The following is a 21,537-nucleotide window of genomic DNA, read 5'->3' as shown; positions in this document are numbered from 1 at the left end:
TGCCGTTGCAAACCCAATGAGCAGATGGTGCCGGCGTTGTTCCAAACACGGATAGTGGGACCCCTGTATCATAATGGGACAGACAGGGGCACCCGGAGGCGGTCCGTGTACCTTTTCTCGTTCAAAATCGGGTAGTTGACGGAATAATCGCTGTTTGTTACTTTTTTTAACAGATCAGGGCGACGTGGTAATAATTTTAACATAGCGGAATTGCGGTTGAAATGGGTATTTTGCGGGGTAGGACGGACAGTGGTTCTCGCGAAATGCGTGTCTTTTTGAGTGGTTGGCGGGACGGCTGCCGGGAAAGGCCCGGGGGCCGAACGGGCAGGGAGGTGGAGAGGAAAATGGCTCCTTGTCCCGGGGTGACCCCGTATCGTTCTTCCGGGACGGGCTTTCCCCAGCCGCCTGTGGAAAAGCTTGGGGAGTAGTGTGGTAAGGTGTTGATTTTGTGACGCTCCGGTTACTTTGCCGGATTTTTTGGCAGGGGGGCTGTCAAGGAAAAAACACCCCAACACCCATAAAAAATGACCGTTCGGAGATAGAAGAATAAACCCGGATAGTTGACCCGCACGCCGCCGGAATGGTGTGCGGGAGCGGGAAAACGGTTCGGCCGGGGCTGGGGATGCTACGGGAAAACAGGGGTGTGCCATGAAAAAGATCGGTATTATCGGCGGGCTCGGGCCGGAATCGACCATCGACTACTATAAACGGATCATCGAGGCGCTCCGGTCCGCGGGAAGCCTGGCGGCCCCGGAGATTATCGTCTACAGCGTCGATATCGAGGAGGTGCTTGGCCTGGTCGCCCGGCAGGAGTGGGGGCTCCTGACCGCTCTCCTGGTGGCGCGGATCGAGGCGCTGCACCGGGCCGGCGCTGATTTCGCCGCGATCTCGGCCAATACGCCCCATATCGTCTTCGACCGGGTCCGGGCGCAAGCGCCCATCCCCCTGGTGAGCATCGTCACCGCGACCCTCGACGCGGCACGGGCCGCGGGGTTGCGGCGGGTCGGCCTCCTGGGGACGCTTTTTACGATGCAGGCCAACTTCTTTGCCCCGCCGTTTGCCGACCAGGGGATCTCGGTCGTCGTGCCTGCGGCGGCCGACCAGGGGTATATCCAGGAAAAGCTGATGTCCGAGATCGAGCTGGGGATCATCCGGGACGAGACCCGTGAGGGGCTTTTGGCGATTATCGGGCGCATGGCCGCCCGGGAGGGGATCGACGGGGTGATCCTCGGCTGCACCGAGCTGCCGCTGATCCTGGAACAGAGCCCGTCGGGCATCCCGCTCCTGAACACGACCGCCATCCATGTGGAGGGCATTGTGGATTACGCACGGGGGTGATGGGGGGAGTGCAAAGATGCCGGGCTGATGGTAAAATGGTTCAGACCGGTCTTTCGAGACCCCACAACGCACCTGGGAGGCACTATGAAACGCCTGCATGTATCCGCACTATTCCTGGTCCTGCTCCTCTGCATATCCCCCCTGGCCGCCCATGGCGGCTTCTTCGACGATCTGACCCACGGATTGGGGCTTTCCGGCTCCTCCGGCGCAGGTCTGGACGATTCCACCATCGTCAGAGGGCTGAAGGAGGCGCTCGCCACCGGCACGACCAAGGCGGTCACGGCGGTGGGGCAGCGGGACGGTTACTTCAACAACGCCGCGATCAAGATCCTCGTGCCCGAGAAGATCCGCACCGTCGCCGACCTGCTGGGCAAGTTCGGGTTCCAGGCCCAGGTGGACGAGTTCGTCCTCAGCATGAACCGGGCCGCGGAACAGGCGGCGCCCAAGGCCACGGAGTATTTCGTCTCCGCGCTCAAGGAGATGACCTTCGACGACGCCCGGAAGATCCTCCAGGGGGGCAACACCTCGGCGACCGACTATTTCCGGCAGAAGACCGGCGACCGGATCTATGGCGCGTTCAAGCCGGTGGTCGCGTCGAGCATGAAGGATGTGGGCGTGGCCCGCAGCTACAATCAGATGATGGGCAAGGTGGAGTCCATCCCCTTTGCCGGGGCGACGGTCGGTGGGTTCGATCTGGACCACTACGTCGCCACCAAGGCGGTGGACGGCCTCTTCACCATGCTGGGCGAGGAAGAGAAGAAGATCAGGACCAACCCGGCGGCGCGGGGGACCGAGTTGCTGAAGAAGGTGTTCGGGAGGTAGGGGCGGGCGGTTGTTGCGTTGCGGCGACAGGAAAGGGTAGCATGCCCCCCCGATACCCTCTGGAGTAACTAGTGGCAAACACCGACTACGTGCGGGAAAACCGGATCACCCAAGAGCTTGCCCGCGACTGTAGCAGACGGCGAAAGTACGTGGCATATATCGGCCTCCCCCTGGCGCTCGCGGCCTCGGCGCTGTATCCCGCAGGGGTTCTCCTCTGGTTCGGGATGGTGGGCATCCTCCTGCTGGCCGCCGGATACCGGGACAACGCCAAAGTATCCGGTGCCGCCGGCGAGAACTATTCCCTCGGCATCCTGAAACAACTCCCCGACACCTACACCATCTTCTATCAGGTCTGTCTCCCGGACCCCCGGTCGTCAACGGGCGAACGGGAGCTGGATTTCATCGTCTGCGGTCCCAACGGCGTTTTCGTCGTCGAATCCAAAAGCCATAACGGCGTGCTGGAAGGTGGCCCTGATGACCGCCGCTGGACCATCCACAAGGTCGGGCGGGGCGGCACGGCGTACCGCGATACGGTGCGCAATCCCATCAAGCAGGTGCGGCAGCAGGTACACCTCCTCTCGGCCTATCTGAAAGACCGCGGGGTGCGCGTCTGGGTGACCGGCGCGGTCGCCCTGTCCCGCGACAACAGTCTGGATCGGGTTGACGGCGGGGGCATCCCCATTATCCCGTCAACGGACCTGGCGGCGTTCCTCCTTGCCCACCGGCCGGACCGATCACCCCGGGAAAGTCACATCGCGCAATCCATCCGGGCCATCGCCGCCCTGGTCGGTTGACGCCCGCCGCCGGGCTCTCCGGGGGCGCCTTTTGAGCGGATTTTTGTAACAAAAGAGCGGGAAGAAACGTCTTATAGAGTAAGGGGGGAAGAACCCGGCATCGAAGGAGGTGCCACATGAAAAGGCTACTGCTTCTGATCGCCGTCTCGCTCCTGGTGACGGGCTGTGTTGCCGTCCCGGTGTACGATGGCGCCTATTATCATCCCTACTACGGCTATTACGGCGACTATTACGGCCCGTATCCCTACGGCTATTGGGGCCCGGACTTCGTGTTCATTAACGGTGGCCACGGCGGGCGCGGCTTCCATGGCCGGGACGTTTTCTACGGCAGGGGCTACTTCCGCGGCGGCGACGGCGGATTCCGTGGCGGCGGTTTCGTTCGCGGCGGCGGGTTCCGTGGCGGTGGCAGGCGTTAGAAAAATGCCCGGCGGTTGAGGGCGCCGGTGCCGGGGCAAGAGGCGGCAGGGACGTGCGGGGCGGCCCGATGAGCGGCCTTTGAGTCGTTCTTGTGCGCTGCCGCAAAAGTTTTTTTGTATCAAAATGACGCAATGGAAGGCATCCGGCTGTGGGTCGGGTGCCTTTTTTTAAATGAAAACAGTCAAATAGGAGTATTGCCTTAAAATGTTAATAAAATTAACACTTTAGTTTTTAATTGAAAACCGTTTTTGCGGGGTGTAGAAGGGGGTATCGCAATTATTGCACAATTGGGCCGGCGTTGTTTGAAGCGGGCGGTGGGGAGCGATCCCGGCGGGTGGGGCTGGCGTGATAACGCCGCCTGTCTGCCCGTTTTTGCGTCGTGACGCTGCAAGGTTGACCTCCGGCATGTGTAAATGCCGCACGGCGATACCACATCATATCCTTGAGCAGGAGGCGGGCATGGCACAAGCGGCAGGTAGCCGGATGGCGGGTTTCTTCATGGTGTGGTGCGTGACGGCGTTCCTTGCCGGATGCAGCGGCGGCGGGGGAGGGGGCGCCAAATCCGGGCAACTGGTGGACCCTTCGTCGTCGTACACAGGGACCGCCGCCATGGCCGTGGTGACCGGGACGAACGCCGAGGACCTGGCCTTGGGCGGTTTCGGCGGCACGCGCATCGCCGCAGCCGTCGGCAGCGTCGCCAAGACGACCGACGGCAGCACCGCGCAAGCCGCGGCGCGCCCTCCCGCTTTCGCTTGTGCCCAGGCGCTCAAACAATCGGTCCGGCGCATGGAACTCCCCCAAAAGGCCGCCCTGCTTCGCACCTCGACCCCCTCCACCGCCACGGCCAAAAAGAGTGTCGCCCGGGCCGTCTCGTACCAGATAGCGGGGGACAACGGCGGCACGGCCAACTATACCCTGGATGTCAACGATACCGACGGTACCTTCTCCGGGACGATCGACTATCAGGGGTTCACCGCCAACGGGATCATCATCGACGGAACCACCGACATTCTCGGCGCCCTGGACGCAAGCCGGCAGAAGTTCACCCGCCTCACGCTTTCTTTCCCGTCCCTGACGTTCCGCTCCTCCAGCTTCGCTTACACCCTGACCGGTTCCCTGTCGTGGGGGTTCAATCTGAGCGCATCCACCGAAACCCTGTCCATGAACATGGTCCTGCGGGACCAAGCCACCGCCAGGACCTACTGGTTCAAAAATTACGAAGTGACGACCGTCTATGGAGCGAGCAGCCTCACCCAGAGCATGGCCGGCCGCTACTATGACCACGAACAGGGTTATGTGGACCTTACCACCCGGACGCCGCTCGTTGCCGTCTACGGCAGTCAGTGGCCCTCCCAGGGGGCCCTCGCCTTCAGCGGGACCAACAGCCGTTGGGCCAGGCTGGTTTTCCAGGCAACCACCCTGCAGATTCAGGCGGACACCGACGGCGACGGCGCTGCCGACTGGCAGGTGGAGCGGCCATCCAACGTCGCCCCGCCGGTCAATACCGCGCCCGTGGCCAATGCCGGCCCCGATCAGACCGTCGGCCAGTATGCCACGGTTCACCTGGACGGCAGCGCCAGCAGTGACGCGGACGGTGACACGCTCACCTATACCTGGACCATTGTCAGCGGTCCCGCCTATCCGGCCCTGACCGGCGCCGCTACCGCCACCCCGTCCTTCGTCGCCACGCAAGCCGGCACCTATGTCCTGCGGCTGACGGTGTACGACGGCAACTCCACCAGTCCGGCGGATACGGTGACCGTGACCGTGACGCCTCTCACGGCCAGCGACCCGGCCTTTATCGCGCAGCAGTGGCAATACGGGATCTACGGAACGTACATCGGCCTGGCCGGGCTGTACACCACCGACCTGGACGGCGACGGGACGCCGGAGATCATCGCCAGTTCCATTGTCGGCGCCGATTCCGTGTGGTACGTCGTCCGGAAAAATGCGAGCGGCGGGTATGACCAGGTGTGGCGCAGCCCCCTGTACGGGGTCGCCATCGTCCGTATCCTGCTCGCGGACATGAACGGCGACGGCAAAGACGATGTGGTCGTCGCCCAAGCGGACGGCACCGTCAGCATCTACGACGGGCCGACCCTGAAAGAGATCCGCACCCTGCACATCATTACCTCGCTGAGCGACATTGCCGTGGCCGATCTGGACGGCGACGGGATCAGGGAGATCGTCGCCAGCGACGGCCTCAAGGTTTCCGTCTACAACTCCCAGACCGGCGCGGTGAAGTGGAGCGTCGCCTCGGGCGGCGGCACCTCCATCGCCGTGGGCAATGTGGATGCCGACGCGGCCCCGGAGATCGTCACCACCACCTACGGCGGCAAGGGGTACGTGTTAAGCGGCCTCACGGGCGCGGTCAAATGGGCTTACGCCAACAGCTTCGGCGCCAAGGTCAGGCTGGCGGACCTTGACGGCGACGGCATGCAGGAGATCATCGGCGCCTCTTCCTGGTACAAGATCACGATCTTCGACGCCGACCTCCAGTCGCCGACCTGGGAGATCGCCACCAGCCAGGATATCGGGGCCGTCACGGTCACCGATACGGATGGTGACGGCATCCCCGAGATCATCTACGGCGATGGCCAGTGGGGCAAGGTCCATGCCGTGGATGCCCGCACCCATGCCGAACGGTGGTCCGTCGCCAATCCCGAACACGGCGTTTCCGGCATCGCCATGGGGGATGTGGACCTGGACGGGGCAAAGGAACTCCTGTGGGGAGCCGGCGGTACGTCGAGCGGCCCCGATTACCTGTACATTGCCGACCCGCTGGCCGGCACGGTCAAGTGGCAGAGCCAGGATATCTACGGCATGAGCGCCCTGGCCGCTGGCGATGTGGACGGCGACGGCACGGACGAGGTCGTCATGGTCACCGCTTCCAGCAACAGCGGCTATGCCAGCGGGATAATCCATGTCTTCAACGCCGCAACCCATGCCCTGAAATACCAGGTGAACCTGGGAACGAGGGACTGGATGGGATACAGCCGGGCGGTGAGCATCGGCGATGTGGATGGAGACGGCCGCACTGAGTTTGTGGTCAGTTCTTCGGACCTGTATGACGGCTCGATCAACGTCTACGACGGCGCGACCGGTGCCCTGAAACGGCAGAGCGCAAAGTACGCCAGCAACTACTTTTCTGCCATCGCCATCGGGGATGTGGACAACGACGGCACCACGGAAATCGTCGCCGGCATGGGGCGTGCGGATAGCGGGGCAACGGGCGCGTACCTGGTCACTCTCGACGGCGCCACGATGCAGGAAAAGTGGCGCAGCGTCGATCTGGGAGGCGGCTTTGTCCACAGCATAAAGATCGCCGACCTGGACAAGGACGGCCACCCGGATATCATCCTCACCATGGCCGACAACCGCCTGATCGTCTACGACGGGGTGACCCACGTCCAGAAACAGCTGATTGCTACCGCTGCCCGGGCTGTCGAGGTGGCGGACGTGGACGGGGACGGCCGCCTGGAAGTCCTGGTCGGCCGCAACGACGGTTATATCGACGTTTACGACGGTGTCACCTTCGCCGTCAAGAAGAGCGTTTTCACCTATGGCACGGCTGCGGTCGACGCCCTGCGTATCGCGGACCTGAAGGGCGACGGCAGCCTGGAATGGCTCATGGCCAGCAACGGGGTGTTCTCCATCCTCGATGCCCAGGGCGGGTTGAAATGGCGCAGTTCCCCCCTTGGCTATAACCTGGGGAAAGGCAACAACATTGCCGTCAAGGACGTCAACGGCAACGGCAGCAAGGACATCTTTATCGGTTCCGACATGATGCTGTACCAGTTCGAGTAGCGGGGCGCGGGTGAAGGTGGTAAAGTGCACGTATCCCGCCTGATCCTTGCGGGCTACTAATTACACTGGAGATCATATGAAACAATCGCTTGGCGCAAAGACACTGCTTTTTCCCACACCCGTACTCATGGTTGGAACCTACGACAAGGCAGGCAAGCCGAACATCATGACCGCCGCGTGGGGCGGCGTCTGCTGTTCCGAGCCCCCCTGCATCGCCGTATCCCTGCGCAAGTCACGGCATTCCTACGACAGTATTGTGGAACGCAAGGCGTTCACCGTGGGGATCGCCAACGGGGCGTACATGGCGGAAGCCGACTATGCCGGGATGGCCTCGGGGCGCAGCGCGGACAAGTTCGGCGTGACCGGGTTGACCGTGGTGAGGAGCGACGTGGTGGATGCCCCCTATGCGGAGGAGTACCCGCTTGTCCTGGAGTGCCGGCTGGTGCACACCTTCGACCTGGGGATACATACCCAGTTTGTCGGCGAGATTATCGATGTGAAGGCGGACCGGGATACCCTGAGTGAAGACGGTCTCCCCGACATCCTCAAGCTGCAACCGCTCATCTACGATACCGCCCACAAGGGGTATCATGCCGTCGGGCCGCTGCTGGGCAAGGCTTACTCGGTCGGGAAGAAATTTATGTGAGGGTGAGGGGGCTGGTACGGTCACCGACAACGAATTGGTTGCCAGTGACCGTAAAAAGAGGCTTTTATAGACCTGCTTATCTGGGGCAACCGCTACATTTATGGATTTAACATATTTTTTGAAGCTGATTTTGTTGAGATGATATTTATAATTTGCGAGGAACTGCATGCATCGAAAAGCCAATCGTGCCTCATTTATGGGGCGAGCAAATTCAAGCTGCCTTGCGTCAACCTATGGTAAATTGGTCGCAATTGAGATCACTCTTAAAGATATTATGGGTGCAGTTGCTGATCCGACATGGCAACACAATTTGCCTCTTATACTGACATCATTTGCGGATCATCGGGCAACAACGAATCCTTCAGCAACCTTAAATTCGTTAGCAGCTCAATTGGGAAATCAATTATCACAACTAATTTTTCAAATGGTTTCAGGCCGCAAATCGGCTGTACCTCGACATTGTTATCCACATATGCGATATCTTTTACACGAATGGGATGGACAAGATACTAAAGAAACTGATATTAAGGCGGTTGATGCAATTGCTGACAACATTATTAGTACTCTTAAAATCAAATACGGAGTATCACCATGATTACTACTCAAAATTTAATTAAAATATTGAAAAATGCAGGATTGCTTTACTCGAACAGATATTCATTCCCATCGCTTACTCTGAATGTCTGCCATAAGGAATTTGATATTGACAATTTTGATCATAATCTTTCTGTTATTAGTAAATTGACAGAATTAGATACTGATATTTTAAGTGATGCAATAAGCCGACCACTCATAAATGTTCAGTTTTTTAGTTCAGAAACAGATGCACCAACGCCGGTTGATAATATTTCTGACACATGGCTTGCGCTGATTGCTGAACCATATCTCAGAGAAAAAAGAAAAATATTTAGTGATATTAATAACGATGAAATACGAGCAATACATTTTTATGGATATAAGGGTGGTCAGGCTCGCACCACAACTTTGGCAATCACAGCAAAGCGGCTAGCCGACCGAGGCCTTCGAGTATTGGTAGTTGATGCAGATATTGAAGCTCCGTCCCTTCATGTTTTTTTTAATTCTGCTATTCCACAACTTTCGGCATCATTAATGGGTTTATGTGATCGTGTTGGCGAAATTAATCCAATAACAGCATACTCCGGTCAAGAAGGTGGGAGCGTTGAGCTCATAGGCTGTCGCCCTTCAAACACAGAATTTGATATTGATTTTATGGCTTTTGCGCTCAATACGGCTCTTGACCCTTCAGTACTTAGGAGGGCTTTTGAAAAACTTAGGAACCACACAGCAAACAATGATTTATGGGATATTGTTTTAGTTGACCACCGTACCGGCGTGGCACTGTCTGTCTTGCCAATAATGACTGCATGGCCAGGATCTGCGGTTATGAGTTTAAGGCCGGATACGTTGTCGCTTCCAGCAACCTCAATTGCCAAGATACTATTTAGTATTTATCCTCCTTTTCCAGGGGCGTTTTTGAGCTTTTCGATTGATCCTGAAGCCCGCAAAGAGCAAGCCACTGGCCGTGAGGGACAAGTACGAGAGGCGTTCTTAGAAGTTCTCGCAGAGGCAATAGAGGCAGGTGCTGAAGTTTACGATGAGATTGATCCTGACGTATTGGAAAAGAGTTTTATTACTTGGTACTATGATCGTGCAATGTTAGAGTCAGAGCTTCCTGATTACGCTCGGCTTTCCAAAGACAATCAAGATTCTATTTCAGACTTAATTCAAATACTTGGTATTGATAGTTTGAAGCGTCATACTTCAATACGACCGATTCAAGAAAAAAGTAAAAAAGCACAACAAAGAACACCAAGTGGGGCAACAGACTCAGGATGGTTTATCGAGACAAGAGATATATCTAATTTAATGCAACGGAGTTCATCTATTTCCTACATTTTTGGTAGGAAAGGAACTGGTAAAACTCGAATTTATCGCGAGATGCACATTCGAAATTTTGGTATACCTCTGTTTGCAGCATCAGATTATAAAGATGGAGGACTTCGGTCACAGTCTATATTGTCCCAGGAGTTGTTAAAATGTTGTAAGGGTGAGTTTGAAACTTTTTGGTGGGAATTACTTAAATGTGCTTTTTCAGCCGATTGTGACCCTGAGCGCATTGAAAAGGAAATAAAATCGAGTATTAACGAATATAAAGAAACTGCTATCCCTGTACCTAGTAGTAGGTTAAGTCTATATTCTTACGTTAAAACAATGTATAAACCGGTTATATTTCTCATTGACGGCGTTGAAACAGCCGTTAATTCGAAGGATACAAAGAGATTTGTAGAAGCGCTCTTCCGCTTTTTGAGCACAATCCAAAATGATGCAAGTTTGAACGAAAAAATACAATTCAAGTTGCTGATTCGCCCAGATTTGAGTGTTGGCATTCAGAACGTTGAACAACAAATAGCTGGAAGGAAAGTTGACCTCCGGTGGGATGAGGCTTCAATTTTCAATTATATGTTAGCAGAGATTGAAAGAAATGCTTGGTTTAAATCAAATTACATAGAAGCCTGTGAAAAAATTACTATTAATAATGTTGCTGTTAAAGAGGCGCGCCTTGATCGTGAAGGCTACGAAATTATTTTGCATATGATTTTTCCTGTAAAAATACGTCGTAATAATTTGCTTACGATGACTTTTTTGCGTACCTATTTTTCCGACTCTGTAAGCGAAGCTGATAAACGCTCATCCTTCTATCCAAGGGTTATTGGTTCTTTTTTAGAATTCATTACTAAGATTTGTGAGCACAATCCAGCGGAGGCCTTAGATGGAGATGGAAGGATTTCTCATTCAGTAATTCTAGCGGCATTTGAAAATGCGACGAAGGGTTTTATAGATGAAATAAAGCAGGAATTATATTTCGCTCTAAATTTGACGGATGACTCAGATTCAAATCAGCTTCTTGTGGATGAGTTGATTTTGTCGCTAGCTGGAATGCAAACTCCTTTTGTTCTGGATGACTGCATAGATAAATTACAAACGAAGCTTGGTACAGCAGGAGTGACCGTAAAGGCATTACGCGATGCGTTACGCCAAATGAAAGATATGGGTATGTTTGAAATCCACCCTTCTGACGCACGTAAGTGGAGAGTAGGCCGGTTATTCAAAGAAGCTCTACGTATGAAGTATGTCAGATGATTGTGAAACAATAAGGGGGCCGGCTCTTGATTGAGGAGCCGACATGCCGGGGGGGATTCCACATGATCAACACATCCAACTATTCAAGCGTCCCCGGCTTAATATAATCGAAGACCTCTTTCGACCATACCGCAGACCATTTCCCCAACGGCAGGATAATGTCGCGCAGTTCCTTGCCCCGCCGCGTCAACATATACCCATCGAGTGTCTTTTCAACCAGATCCGCCTCACGCAAATCCTTGATGCGGCTATTGAGGATAGAGGGGGAGATGTCCCCGCAATGTTCCTGCAAACTGCGGAACGTGCAGGGGCCTTTTTCCAGGTTCCACAGGATGCCGAGCGCCCAGCGGCGGCCCAACAGGTCGAACAGGGCGTTGATCGGCGTGCCGGAGAGTGAACCGCGTACCTTTTTCCCTGGGCTTGGAATGGACATCGGAAGCGATTGTCTCCTTTGGGGTGTTGGATGAACAGGCCCTGATCCGGCTGCCGCGGACAACCGGATCAGGATAGTGTGTGATTTAACGGGCCCGAGCGGCTTTGAGCTCGGCGAGCGTCTGGCCGCCGATCCCGATGTTGGTGCTGTCGAGTTCGTTGATCAGGATGGTGAACTTTTCAGCGGAGATATTTGTGACCTCTACAGCGGTCTTTGTCAAGTTTTTGATCAGGGCCTTCTTTTGTTCCGTATCGATGCTGTGCAGATCAACGGTGATAACCGGCATGACAGTCTCCTTGCTATTTATTTTGTAGCGCGCTACTGATTATATAGCATGCTACTAAAAGAGAAGCAAGGCGTTTATGCTTTTATGGGGGATTCAAGCAGGATACCTGATTCAAGGGCGGCCAACCGACCCCTTGCGTACTTATCGAGGTAAGCTTCACCTCTGCCCCCCGCACACTCGATACTCTCCCACCCGCTCCAACGCATTCGGGGCAAGCTGCACTCCACTCGGCCCCGTGAGGGCTGCAAACGCCGGAGCGGGAATAAAAAAAGGCCACACCTTGCGGTGTGGCCTTTTTTCTTCCTTCGGAGGAAGAATTACTTTGCAGCAGGAGCAGCAGGAGCAGCAGCGTCAGCAGCAGGAGCAGCTGCGTCTTTCTTAGCGGCTTTCTTTGCTTTCTTTGCTTTTTTTGCTTTCTTAGCCGGTTTCTTCACTTCTTTTTTCTCGGTTGCAGCAGGAGCAGCAGCGTCGGCAGCCGGAGCAGCAGCGTCAGCAGCGAAAACAACGGCGGAGAAGGACAGAGCAACGATAGCGGCTACGAGGGTGGAGAGAACTTTTTTCATGTGATAATGCCTCCAGATGAGTTTAAATGCTTCTTGTCTAAGGTAATAGCATTAACGGTGCCAACTACGACGGTTAAGTTAACATACCGATATGTTTGGAATTAGTTTTTTTGTCCCGGTTGCGCCCGGCTTGCGGCCACCGCAAATCGTCCTGTGCATACCCCATATGGGGTATGGTCTGCGAGACCAACAAGAAAAGAGGGGGAATGCGGGGGGCAGGCCCCGTTACCCTGCCCGCTGCGCCGCCAGAATCGTCGGCAGGTTGATCTCTATCCAATCGGCCAACGACTCCACCTTGCGGCCGATCTCCGCTCCCAGGGGCGTCAGGGAATATTCCACATGGGGCGGCACGACCGGCAGGGACACCCGGTGGATGAAGCCGTCCTTTTCCAGGCATTGCAGCGTCTGCGCCAGCATCTTCTCGCTGACCCCGCCCACCTTGCGCCGCAGATCGCTGAAGCGGTGCGTGCCCTCCATCAGGGCCACCAGCACCAGCACGCCCCAGCGGCTGGTGACGTGTTTGAGGATTTCCCGCGAGGGGCATTCGACGGCAAAGATCTCCCCGCGCCGCAGCAGTTCGGAGAGTTTTGGGGTTTTGGTTTTCGTCATGGCACTTACCTTTTTGTGCGTACTTACTAAAAGTAATTATAACTGATATAATGCATCCATACAATACAGCAATCACCGTTGAAAGGAGTTTGGTCATGATCGTCATCACAGGAGCAACCGGGCAATTGGGCCGTTTGGTCGTCGCAGCACTGCTGAAAAGAGTACCCGCAACCGATATCGTCGCCGCGGTGCGCAATGTGGACAAGGCCAAGGATCTGGCGGCATTGGGCGTGCAGGTGCGTCATGGGGATTACAGCCAGCCCGCCACCTGGGACGCGGCGCTCAAGGGGGCGGACAAGCTGCTCCTGATCTCTTCCAGCGAGATCGGACAGCGCGCGGCCCAGCATAAAACGGTCATCGACGCCGCCAAGCGGGCGGGGGTGAAATTCCTGGCGTACACCAGCGTCCTGCATGCCGACACGTCGGTGTTGGGGCTGGCCGGCGAACACCGGGAGACCGAGGCGCTGCTCCGCGCCTCCGGGATCCCGTTCGCGCTGCTGCGCAACGGCTGGTACACCGAGAACTACACGGCCGGCGTGCCTGCCGCGCTGAAGCTTGGCGCCGTGTACGGCTGCGCGGGCGACGGCCTGATCTCATCCGCCGCGCGCGTCGACTACGCGGAAGCGGCGGCTGCCGTGTTGACTGCGGACAACCAGGCGGGGCGGGTCTATGAACTGGCCGGCGACACCGCCTACACCCTGACGGAGTTTGCCGCGGAGGTCTCGCGCCGGTCCGGCACGGCAATCGGGTATGTGAACCTGCCGGAAGCCGACTACAAGAACGCCCTTCTCAAGGCGGGGCTGCCGGAGGTGGTCGCGGAATTGCTCGCCAATTCGGACAGCGGCGTTGCCCAGGGCGCTCTCTTCGATGACGGCCGCCAGCTCAGCCGGTTGATCGGCAGGGCCACGACGCCCCTGGCGGCATCGGTTGCGGCGGCGCTGTAGGAGAGAATCAGGGGAGGGCGGCCAAGCGGCCGCCTTGCGTGCTTCTTGAGGGAAAGTCGGGGAGCAGGCGGCGGTAAAACTTTTTTCGTATTACCATGGCACCATGAAAGGCATCCGGCCACGTTCCGGGTGCCTTTTTTTTACGCGAAAACAAGGGGATAAGGGGCGTGCCCGTTTAAATTTTTTAACATTCTGAAATTACATTGAAATTTGGTTTCGGGTAAGGTAGAAGGGGGAAGCAGGTTTTATCAGATGGAGCTTGCTCTACGTATCATGCCGCAGAATGGAGGATCGATCCCCCCAACGCTCTCGTTAATCGATAAACATTCCTATTACGTCCATTATTATCTGTCTATTGTATCCCATGAAGCAAAAAAAAGGAGAGTGTAGCATGCTGTCAGATTTGAAGATCAGTGCCCGGCTGGCCCTCGGTTTTTCCGTGATGCTGCTGATTATGGTCGTGATCAGCGGGATTGCCCTGAACGGTTTCACCCGCATCAACGACAAGGTGCATGTCATTACCGACAACAGGTGGCAAAAGACGGTCGCGATCCATGTTATCAAGGACAATACCAACCTGATAACGCGTCTCATGAGAGACGCCATTATCTCGGAAGACCCTGCCACGCTGAAAAACGGCCTTGAACAGATCAAGAAAGCTAAAAAAGAGAACGCCGGCTTTTTTGAACAGCTCGACAAGGCGATAGACAGCGGCGAAGACAAGACGCTGCTCCAGGCGATCAAAAACGCCAAGACGCCATATAACGCAGCGCAGAATGAGATCTTCGAATTGCTTGACGCCAACAACAAGGCCGAAGCCGGAAAGCTGCTGCTGACAAAGCTGCAACCGGTCCAGAATGACTATCTGGATTCGCTCAACAAAATGATCGACTTCCAGGCCAGGGAGATGAGCAAATCGGGTGATGCGGTGAAGGAAACCTACCGGTCGGCTCGACTGGAGATCATCATCGTTGTCGCGGTCTCGCTGCTTGTCGCCGCGCTGATCGGCTTCGTGACCGCCCGCAGCATTACCCTGCCCCTTAGTCATGCGGTGCAGGTCAACCGGAGCATCGCGGACGGGGACCTGAAGGTGGCAGTCGTTGTCGATCGCAAGGATGAAATCGGCCAGCTCAACGAATCGGCAAAACATATGATCGAAAACCTGCACAACATCATCAGTAAACTGTCCAGCACGTCGGCCCAGGTTGCCGCTGCCTCCGGTCAACTGCATTCCACCGCGGAGCGCATCGCCAGCGGCTCCGAGGAGGTCGCCGTCCAGGTCGGCACCGTGGCCACGGCCGGCGAAGAGATGTCGGCCACATCGGGGGATATCGCCCGGAACTGCCAGCTTGCCGCCGAAGGGGCGCAACGGGCCTCCCAGTCGGCCGAAAACGGCGCAGCGGTAGTCGAGAAGACCGTGGCGGTCATGGGGCAGATCGCCGAGAAGGTGCAGGAGTCGGCCAGAACCGTGGAAAACCTGGGGGCGCGCAGCGACCAGATCGGCGCCATCATCGGCACTATCGAGGATATTGCCGACCAGACCAACCTTCTGGCCCTGAACGCCGCCATTGAAGCGGCCCGCGCCGGTGAGCAGGGGCGGGGCTTCGCGGTCGTTGCCGACGAGGTGCGCGCCCTGGCCGAACGCACCACCCGCGCCACCCGCGAGATCGACGTGATGATCAAGGCCATCCAGAGCGAAACCAAAGGCGCCGTGAGCGCCATGGAGCAGGGAGTGAACCAGGTGGAGGCCGGCACCATGGAGGCGGCCCGTTCCGGCGAGGCGCTGCGGGATATCCTGGAGCAGGTCAACGACGTGGCCATGCAGGTCGGCCAGATCGCCACGGCAGCCGAGCAGCAGACCGCCACGACCAGCGAGATCTCCAGCAACATGCAGCAGATCACCGCAGTGGTGCAGGAGACCTCCCTCGGCGCGCAGGAATCGGCCACGGCATCGGCGCAGTTGCGGGGCAATGCAGAGGAGTTGCAGCGGCTGGTGCAGCAGTTCAGGCTGTAAGCAAGGAAACAGGGGCTCTGTCGGGGATCGTGACGAAAGGCTGAAATTGTCATAGGCGCGGATCTGACCCCGGAAGGATTCAGCGGGGCAAAAAAAGCGCGTGTCAGACCCGATCCCGTGCCCCTGTAAACTTTTTATGTATCAAAATGACGCAATGAAAGGCATCCGGCTAGGTTTCGGGTGCCTTTTTTTAATGTGAAAACAGGGAGATGAGGGGATTGGCGGTTTTGTGTTAATTTTATTAACACTTTGATTTTACGTTGAAATTTGGGGTTGGGTGGGGTAGAAGGGGAGGGCGGTACGCTGTTGCTGTGAGAGAACGGAGGGCTAGCCCCTGCGGGGTGTCTAAAAGGGTAACTATGCAAAAAATAAAATACAACAGTCTGAATTCCCGCCAAAAGGAAAATTATAATTTTCACAAAGTGGCCGCGGTCCTCGCTGACTATGGTTTCACCTCAATCAGGCTAAGTGATGATTGGCAAAGCGCAGATTTTATAGCTCAACATATAGATGGGGAAACTTTCCTTAAGATTCAGCTTAAAGGTCGAATGTCTATCGACAAAAAATACATAGGCAAAAATATTCATATTTGTTTTCCTTATGGTAATGCTTGGTATCTTTTCCCACATGATGAGGTAGTAGAGTACTTATTATCTTCCAGTAATATTGGTAAAACAGTCTCATGGATTGAAAATGGCGCGTATAGCTTTAAAATTATTAGCCAGAAAAATATCAACTATTTTAAATCGTTTATGTTGTGATTTTTGGTATTTGGATGGCATAATGATTTAGAATGGAGGTAAGTATGTTAAAGCCACCCATTTTAAACTTTGCTGTTACACAACGTAAAGACACTGGTGTTATCTATAAATACTAATAATTTACCTGGGGTGTCAGACCTACACAATTGACACATATAAAATGCGTAGGTCTGACACCCTGATAACTTTGCTCCCCGGAATAATCCTCTTTTCTAAACTGACACCTTCCCCAGCGGCGCCGGCAGGGGGCATTCCCGCGCTCCTCGACAACCCCCAAACCGGCCAGGGACGAAATCGTTCTTGAGATATGGAGTGGATGGTTTTACAATCCCCCGCGTTACCTCTGCGGACCGGGGACTTCTTCTTTGCGGTAAAGCGGGTGAGGTATGGGCGATTCTGCAACACAACGGAAGCAGTCCGGCAATTATGTGAAATCGGTACGCCGGTACGCGCTGATAGCGGCGCTGATATGGACGGCGGTGATAGCCGGCTCCTTTGCGTGGTATTACCGGCTGAGCGAACAACAACTATTGGCGGTCAGCAAATCCAAGGCGGTGATCGCCTTTGAACGCGACGTCCTCTACCGCCAGTGGGTATCCAAACAGGGAGGGATTTATGCGCCCGTCACCCCGGCCATGCAGCCCAACCCTTTGCTCAGCCATGTGCCGGAGCGCGACATCGCCACCCCTTCGGGCAAGCCGCTCACCTTGGTCAACGCCACCTATCTGGTGCGCAAGGTTTTTGAGTTGAATGGCACGAACGAGGCCGGGGGGTATGGCCACCTGGCCAGCCTCAACCCGCTGAACCCCGCAAACCACCCGGACCCCTGGGAGGAAAAGGCACTGCGCAGCTTTGAGCGGGGAGTCAAGGAGGTCAGCGAGATCCAGACGATCAACGGGCGTGCCTACATGCGCCTGATGCGGGCGGCTGTCACGGAAAAAAACTGCCTGCACTGTCATGGCCACCAGGGCTACCATGTGGGGGATATTCGCGGCGGGATGGGGGTGACCGTACCGATCAGCGATATTGTCGAGGCCAACCGTCCGCAGGTGATCGGCGGGATGCTCGGCCACGGCCTGGCATGGATACTCGGGCTGGGGGCGCTGTGGTTCGGCTCCCGCAAGCTTACCCTCAGCGTCGCGGCATTGCAGCACAGCGAGAAGAGTCTGCAATTGCAGACGGAACAACTGGAGCGGCTGAGCGCGGAGCTCGTCACCAAAAATTGGCAATTGGAAGCCTTGACCCTCCAGGACGCGCTGACCGATCTGGCCAACCGGCGCTGTTTCGACGAAACCCTCGACACCGAATGGGCGCGCGCCGTCCGTACCGGCCAGCAGTTGGCGCTGCTCCTGTTCGACGTCGATTATTTTAAGGAATACAACGATCGGTACGGCCACCAGGCGGGCGACGAATGCCTGAGGAGTATCGCCCGTATCCTGCAGACGGGAGCGCGGCGGGTAAGCGACCTGGCCGCGCGTTACGGCGGCGAGGAATTCGTCATCATCGCCGCCGACACCGATGCCGCCAGCGCGCTGTACCTCGCCGAGACGATGCGCAAGCGGGTCGAAGCGCTGGCCATTCCCCACGAGCAGACGCCTCTGGGGCATGTCAGCATCAGCGTCGGCGTCGCGGTCATGACGCCGGACGAACGGTTGGAGGCGGCTAAACTGCTGCGCACGGCCGACGAGGCGCTCTACCGCGCCAAGGACGGCGGGCGCAACCGGGTCGAACTGATCGCTCCTCCCAGCGTCCGCACATTCCCGCAAAGAGGCGGCAGGACGGCCGAGGAGCCGCCCGTTATCCAGATAACCTGGAAACAATCCTATGCCTGCGGCGAACCGACCATCGACGAAGACCATCGCAAGCTGTTCCGGCTGGCCAACACCCTGTTCACCCGGGCGCTCCTTCGGGATAAAGACCCGGAGCTGTTCAACGCGGCGTTCGACGAGCTTTTGGCGCACGTGTCGACGCATTTCAGCCAGGAGGAAGAAATCCTGCGCCGCCACGGCTACGAAGATGTGGACGAACATGCCGAACAGCACCGGCTCCTGGTGGAACACGCCGTAAGGCTGCGGCGCCAGGCGGATGAAACCGGGCTTTCGGCCGGAGAGTTGATCGACTTTTTGGTCAATGAAGTTGTGATTGGCCACATGATGCGTTCGGATTGGTTGTTCTACCGGCTCTTCGCGACGCCCGCCCATGGGGCGGCCTGAGGGAAATCCCAGGCGGCAGCCGGTTTTTTTCGTATCAAAATGACACAACAGAGGGCATCCGGCTAGGTTTCGGGTGCCCTTTTTAATGTGAAAACAGGGAGATAAGGGGATTGGTGGTTTTGTGTTAATTTTATTAACACTTTGATTTTACTTTGAAATTGGGGGTTTGGGGGTGTAGAAAGACGAGGGCCGGCGCATTGGGAACGGCGGGGATTGTCACTTTTGTGGTGAACGGTGACCCCAACATTTTTTTCCTATTTGAGGAGGGACACCAATGTCAGGTGGCTGGCTTGCACTACTAAAAAATGTTCCCTGGTCTGAGGTGATCAGCAATGCGCCCAAGGTTGTTGATGGCGCTAAAAAGTTGTGGAACACTGTTGCCAAGAGACCATCTCCTCCTGAGATTTCCGATTCAAACGTGCAATCAGCCACTTCACCCGGACCTCAAGCCATAGCTTTGATAGAAGCCCGTACTCTCGCATTGGAAGATGCCGTGGCCAATTTGCAAGGCCAAATGCGCGAATCCTCCGAACTCATCAAGGCACTCGCTGACCAAAACGCACAGCTTATCCAACGTATTGAAAGCAATCGAGTACGAACACTGTGGCTAAGCGCAACGACCGCCGTTGTTGCAATGGTCGCCGTGCTCGGCCTTCTTTTAACATTCTCCCGGCATGGGGCCTGATTATGAAACGTGAAGAAAGAGCACAACAGCTGTGGGCTATTCTTGTTCTTGCGGCACGTAATCGCCAAGTCCTCACGTATGATTTGATTGCCAGGGCAACAGGTATGATGACACCGGGCATTGGTGACATATTGAGGCCGATTCAACAGTATTGTACTGAAAATATGCTTCCCGCACTAACGTCATTAGTTGTCAACGGACAAACAGGACTGCCAGGCACAGGGTTCATAGCGGCAGAAAATGTCCCGAAAGCTCAGCTTGAAGTATTCAATGAAGATTGGCTGTTGCACAAGGCACCGTCGGCAGCGGATTTTGCATCTGCATATGAGCGGGCGCCAGAGGCGAGGTAATTAAGTATACTGTCCCCTGAATTCCCGCACGAAACTTCGGAAACTCTGCGCCAGCGCGCGCAGTGACGCAAAGCATTTTGCCGCCTTGACGGTGCTGCTTACTCCGGTGGCGGTGGAGAGGCCGTGAGGGTGAGGTCTACATTCTACATAAAATGCGGAATGTAGACGCCCACATGGTTTCTTAAGATTTAAATATGAAAGGAGGAAAAGATGAGATTAATGCAAGTTTTAATGCTGCTCATTTCTGCAACAGTAATGGCTTGTAGCGGTGGGGGATCAAATAACACAATTTCAAATTCTCCAACTCAACTCTCTCCTGGGCAATCCATCACGTTAGTAAGCGGCCAGACAATTAATGTGCCTTCTGGGGCAACCGTTCAGTTTCCGAACAGTGGTGGCGGCGTGAACACGATAAACGGAGATTATGATACAGTCAAGATGACATCTGGCGCCTTGACGATAAACGGAAATAACAATACAGTCAACACAACCGCTGGCGCTGTTGTTTCTGTTCCGACCAGCGCTACGGGTCCGGCGAATAATACTGTCGTTGCTGTTCTTTCGGCAACTCTAAGCGCCGACCAAGCAGTGTTTGAAAGTTGTTTCTTGTCTCCAAGCGTTGCCTATGAGTTTCATTACTTGCTACCAATAACTGGGATGCCGGAAAATGGTACCAATTACTTTGAAGCAAATTATTTTTCTATTTCAGCGTCACCTCTAACCAATGGCACCCAACAACTTAATTCATCGGCATTGACCTCAATTGCAAATACATTGAGTGTTATTACGCCTAAAAAAGTAAGATATATTGTTAATGGACAAATTTATGCAAGCTCATTTCAAAAAGTAAGCTATCAGGGTACTGGCGTTAGATATGACACCCTTGCGGCAGACGGCATTACAGCTCTATGTAGTGACCTCCGCTCAAATTATTCTATAGTTCCTTTGACAGGCACCGTGGTTTCGGCCCCGACCGATTTAGCACACGCGTTATCCTTGCTTTTCTATAATCCTTCCCTTCTCACCCCTTCTGCGACATGGAAAATCGGTGCAGCGTATATGAAATTTACAGCAACGACCATAGGCGATACCTATGAAGTTTTAGACTGGGATACAACCACTACTGGCAATACGCCATCGCCTGTAGCTACTAACAGCACAATCACTACATTAATGACTTCGGGTGGAATCGTAAGCAGTTCAGACGGCATAACCTACAATATGACTAATGGCAATATCTCCATAATCAATGGGATAAACACATATATAGCAACCACCCCTATCATTAATGAAACAGGTACTCGATATCGCACCTTTTATGAGCTCAATGGTAATGTTTATGCAGGTGTGCTGCTTAAAGATGGGTCAATTGCAGGCGGCATGCCGTTCTATGTTGCTGCACCTGGGACACCTTCGGGGTACACTAAGGATTACAGCCCAACATATCAAATTCGTCTGAACAAAATTGCTATTGACAGCCTCAAGTCTGCCGTTACTTTTTGATAGATTCTTGAGAACAATAGGAATGTTGACGGAATCTACCTAGGGTGTCACCCATTAAAAGGCTGCTGTCAACGGCACAAACTTCCTCACTGCTAGAAAAAAGGTTTTCCCGGCCTTGTTGATAGTTACCGACATCGTTACCATTGCCGTTATTTCATTCTTTTCGATGTCAGCCTTTGCTGCACCAGTC

19 protein-coding genes are annotated in these 21,537 nt (G+C 55.2%); 15 read left to right on the top strand and 4 right to left on the bottom strand.

Translation table 11 applies throughout. The annotated features are described in order from the left end of the window. The first annotated feature begins 648 nt into the window (after positions 1-648). The 8 genes from F6V25_RS14280 to F6V25_RS14250 all read left to right on the top strand — a co-directional run bounded on the left by F6V25_RS14280 (position 649) and on the right by F6V25_RS14250 (position 10,986). Complete coding sequence (locus F6V25_RS14280) at positions 649-1,338, top strand: aspartate/glutamate racemase family protein (RefSeq protein ID WP_151129279.1); 690 nt, start codon at positions 649-651, stop codon at positions 1,336-1,338. Positions 1,339-1,422: 84 nt separating this feature from the next. Further along, positions 1,423-2,160 (top strand): DUF4197 domain-containing protein, encoded by a 738-nt coding sequence (locus F6V25_RS14275; RefSeq protein WP_151129277.1) that lies wholly within the window; start codon positions 1,423-1,425, stop codon positions 2,158-2,160. Between the two features lie 71 nt (positions 2,161-2,231). Further along, positions 2,232-2,954: a nuclease-related domain-containing protein gene (locus F6V25_RS14270; RefSeq protein ID WP_151129276.1), complete on the top strand. Its 723-nt coding sequence runs from the start codon at positions 2,232-2,234 to the stop codon at positions 2,952-2,954. 116 nt (positions 2,955-3,070) lie between these two features. Beyond that, positions 3,071-3,370 carry a hypothetical protein gene (locus F6V25_RS17055; protein WP_191966203.1) on the top strand — a complete coding sequence of 100 codons (300 nt, stop codon included), beginning with the start codon at positions 3,071-3,073 and terminating at the stop codon, positions 3,368-3,370. A 460-nt stretch (positions 3,371-3,830) separates the two neighbouring features. After that, positions 3,831-7,178: an FG-GAP-like repeat-containing protein gene (locus F6V25_RS14265; RefSeq protein WP_151129274.1), complete on the top strand. Its 3,348-nt coding sequence runs from the start codon at positions 3,831-3,833 to the stop codon at positions 7,176-7,178. A gap of 76 nt (positions 7,179-7,254) precedes the next feature. Next, complete coding sequence (locus tag F6V25_RS14260) at positions 7,255-7,824, top strand: flavin reductase family protein (protein WP_151129272.1); 570 nt, start codon at positions 7,255-7,257, stop codon at positions 7,822-7,824. Between the two features lie 166 nt (positions 7,825-7,990). Beyond that, the gene (locus F6V25_RS14255) at positions 7,991-8,419 is read left to right on the top strand and encodes a hypothetical protein (protein ID WP_151129271.1); all 429 of its coding nucleotides are present in this window, start codon (positions 7,991-7,993) and stop codon (positions 8,417-8,419) included. After that, entirely contained in the window at positions 8,416-10,986 is a 2,571-nt protein-coding gene (locus F6V25_RS14250) for an AAA family ATPase (RefSeq protein ID WP_151129269.1), read from the top strand. The genes F6V25_RS14255 and F6V25_RS14250 overlap by 4 nt, the downstream gene beginning before the upstream one ends. Positions 10,987-11,065: 79 nt before the next feature. On the opposite strand, the gene F6V25_RS14245 is transcribed toward F6V25_RS14250, so the two are convergent. The 4 genes from F6V25_RS14245 to F6V25_RS14230 all read right to left on the bottom strand — a co-directional run bounded on the left by F6V25_RS14245 (position 11,066) and on the right by F6V25_RS14230 (position 12,877). Continuing rightward, complete coding sequence (locus tag F6V25_RS14245; RefSeq protein ID WP_151129267.1) at positions 11,066-11,419, bottom strand: winged helix-turn-helix transcriptional regulator; 354 nt, start codon at positions 11,417-11,419, stop codon at positions 11,066-11,068. A gap of 85 nt (positions 11,420-11,504) precedes the next feature. After that, a complete protein-coding gene (gene dmpI / locus F6V25_RS14240) occupies positions 11,505-11,705 on the bottom strand; it encodes a 4-oxalocrotonate tautomerase DmpI (RefSeq protein ID WP_151129265.1) in 201 nt (66 codons plus the stop codon). A gap of 317 nt (positions 11,706-12,022) precedes the next feature. Beyond that, positions 12,023-12,268, bottom strand: a complete 246-nt coding sequence (locus F6V25_RS14235) for a hypothetical protein (protein WP_149306323.1) — start codon at positions 12,266-12,268, stop codon at positions 12,023-12,025. Between the two features lie 225 nt (positions 12,269-12,493). Further along, a complete protein-coding gene (locus F6V25_RS14230) occupies positions 12,494-12,877 on the bottom strand; it encodes a winged helix-turn-helix transcriptional regulator (RefSeq protein ID WP_151129264.1) in 384 nt (127 codons plus the stop codon). A 50-nt stretch (positions 12,878-12,927) separates the two neighbouring features. Between F6V25_RS14230 and F6V25_RS14225 the strand changes: the two genes are divergently transcribed. From F6V25_RS14225 to F6V25_RS14195, 7 genes are all read left to right on the top strand, one after another. Next, positions 12,928-13,821: an SDR family oxidoreductase gene (locus F6V25_RS14225; protein WP_338045603.1), complete on the top strand. Its 894-nt coding sequence runs from the start codon at positions 12,928-12,930 to the stop codon at positions 13,819-13,821. Positions 13,822-14,212: 391 nt separating this feature from the next. Then, entirely contained in the window at positions 14,213-15,835 is a 1,623-nt protein-coding gene (locus F6V25_RS14220; protein WP_151129262.1) for a methyl-accepting chemotaxis protein, read from the top strand. A gap of 359 nt (positions 15,836-16,194) precedes the next feature. Beyond that, complete coding sequence (locus tag F6V25_RS14215) at positions 16,195-16,596, top strand: hypothetical protein (RefSeq protein WP_151129260.1); 402 nt, start codon at positions 16,195-16,197, stop codon at positions 16,594-16,596. 386 nt (positions 16,597-16,982) lie between these two features. Further along, a complete protein-coding gene (locus F6V25_RS14210; RefSeq protein ID WP_151129259.1) occupies positions 16,983-18,809 on the top strand; it encodes a diguanylate cyclase in 1,827 nt (608 codons plus the stop codon). Positions 18,810-19,083: 274 nt separating this feature from the next. Further along, positions 19,084-19,494 (top strand): hypothetical protein, encoded by a 411-nt coding sequence (locus tag F6V25_RS14205; protein WP_151129257.1) that lies wholly within the window; start codon positions 19,084-19,086, stop codon positions 19,492-19,494. A 2-nt stretch (positions 19,495-19,496) separates the two neighbouring features. Then, positions 19,497-19,844, top strand: a complete 348-nt coding sequence (locus F6V25_RS14200; protein WP_151129255.1) for a hypothetical protein — start codon at positions 19,497-19,499, stop codon at positions 19,842-19,844. A gap of 210 nt (positions 19,845-20,054) precedes the next feature. Continuing rightward, positions 20,055-21,347, top strand: coding sequence for a hypothetical protein (locus F6V25_RS14195; protein ID WP_151129253.1), 1,293 nt, complete (start codon positions 20,055-20,057; stop codon positions 21,345-21,347). The last annotated feature ends 190 nt before the right edge of the window (positions 21,348-21,537 follow it).

Source organism: Oryzomonas japonica (assembly GCF_008802365.1).
Taxonomy (GTDB): Bacteria; Desulfobacterota; Desulfuromonadia; order Geobacterales; family Pseudopelobacteraceae; genus Oryzomonas; species Oryzomonas japonica.
This window is presented reverse-complemented; position numbering and strand designations above follow the sequence as displayed.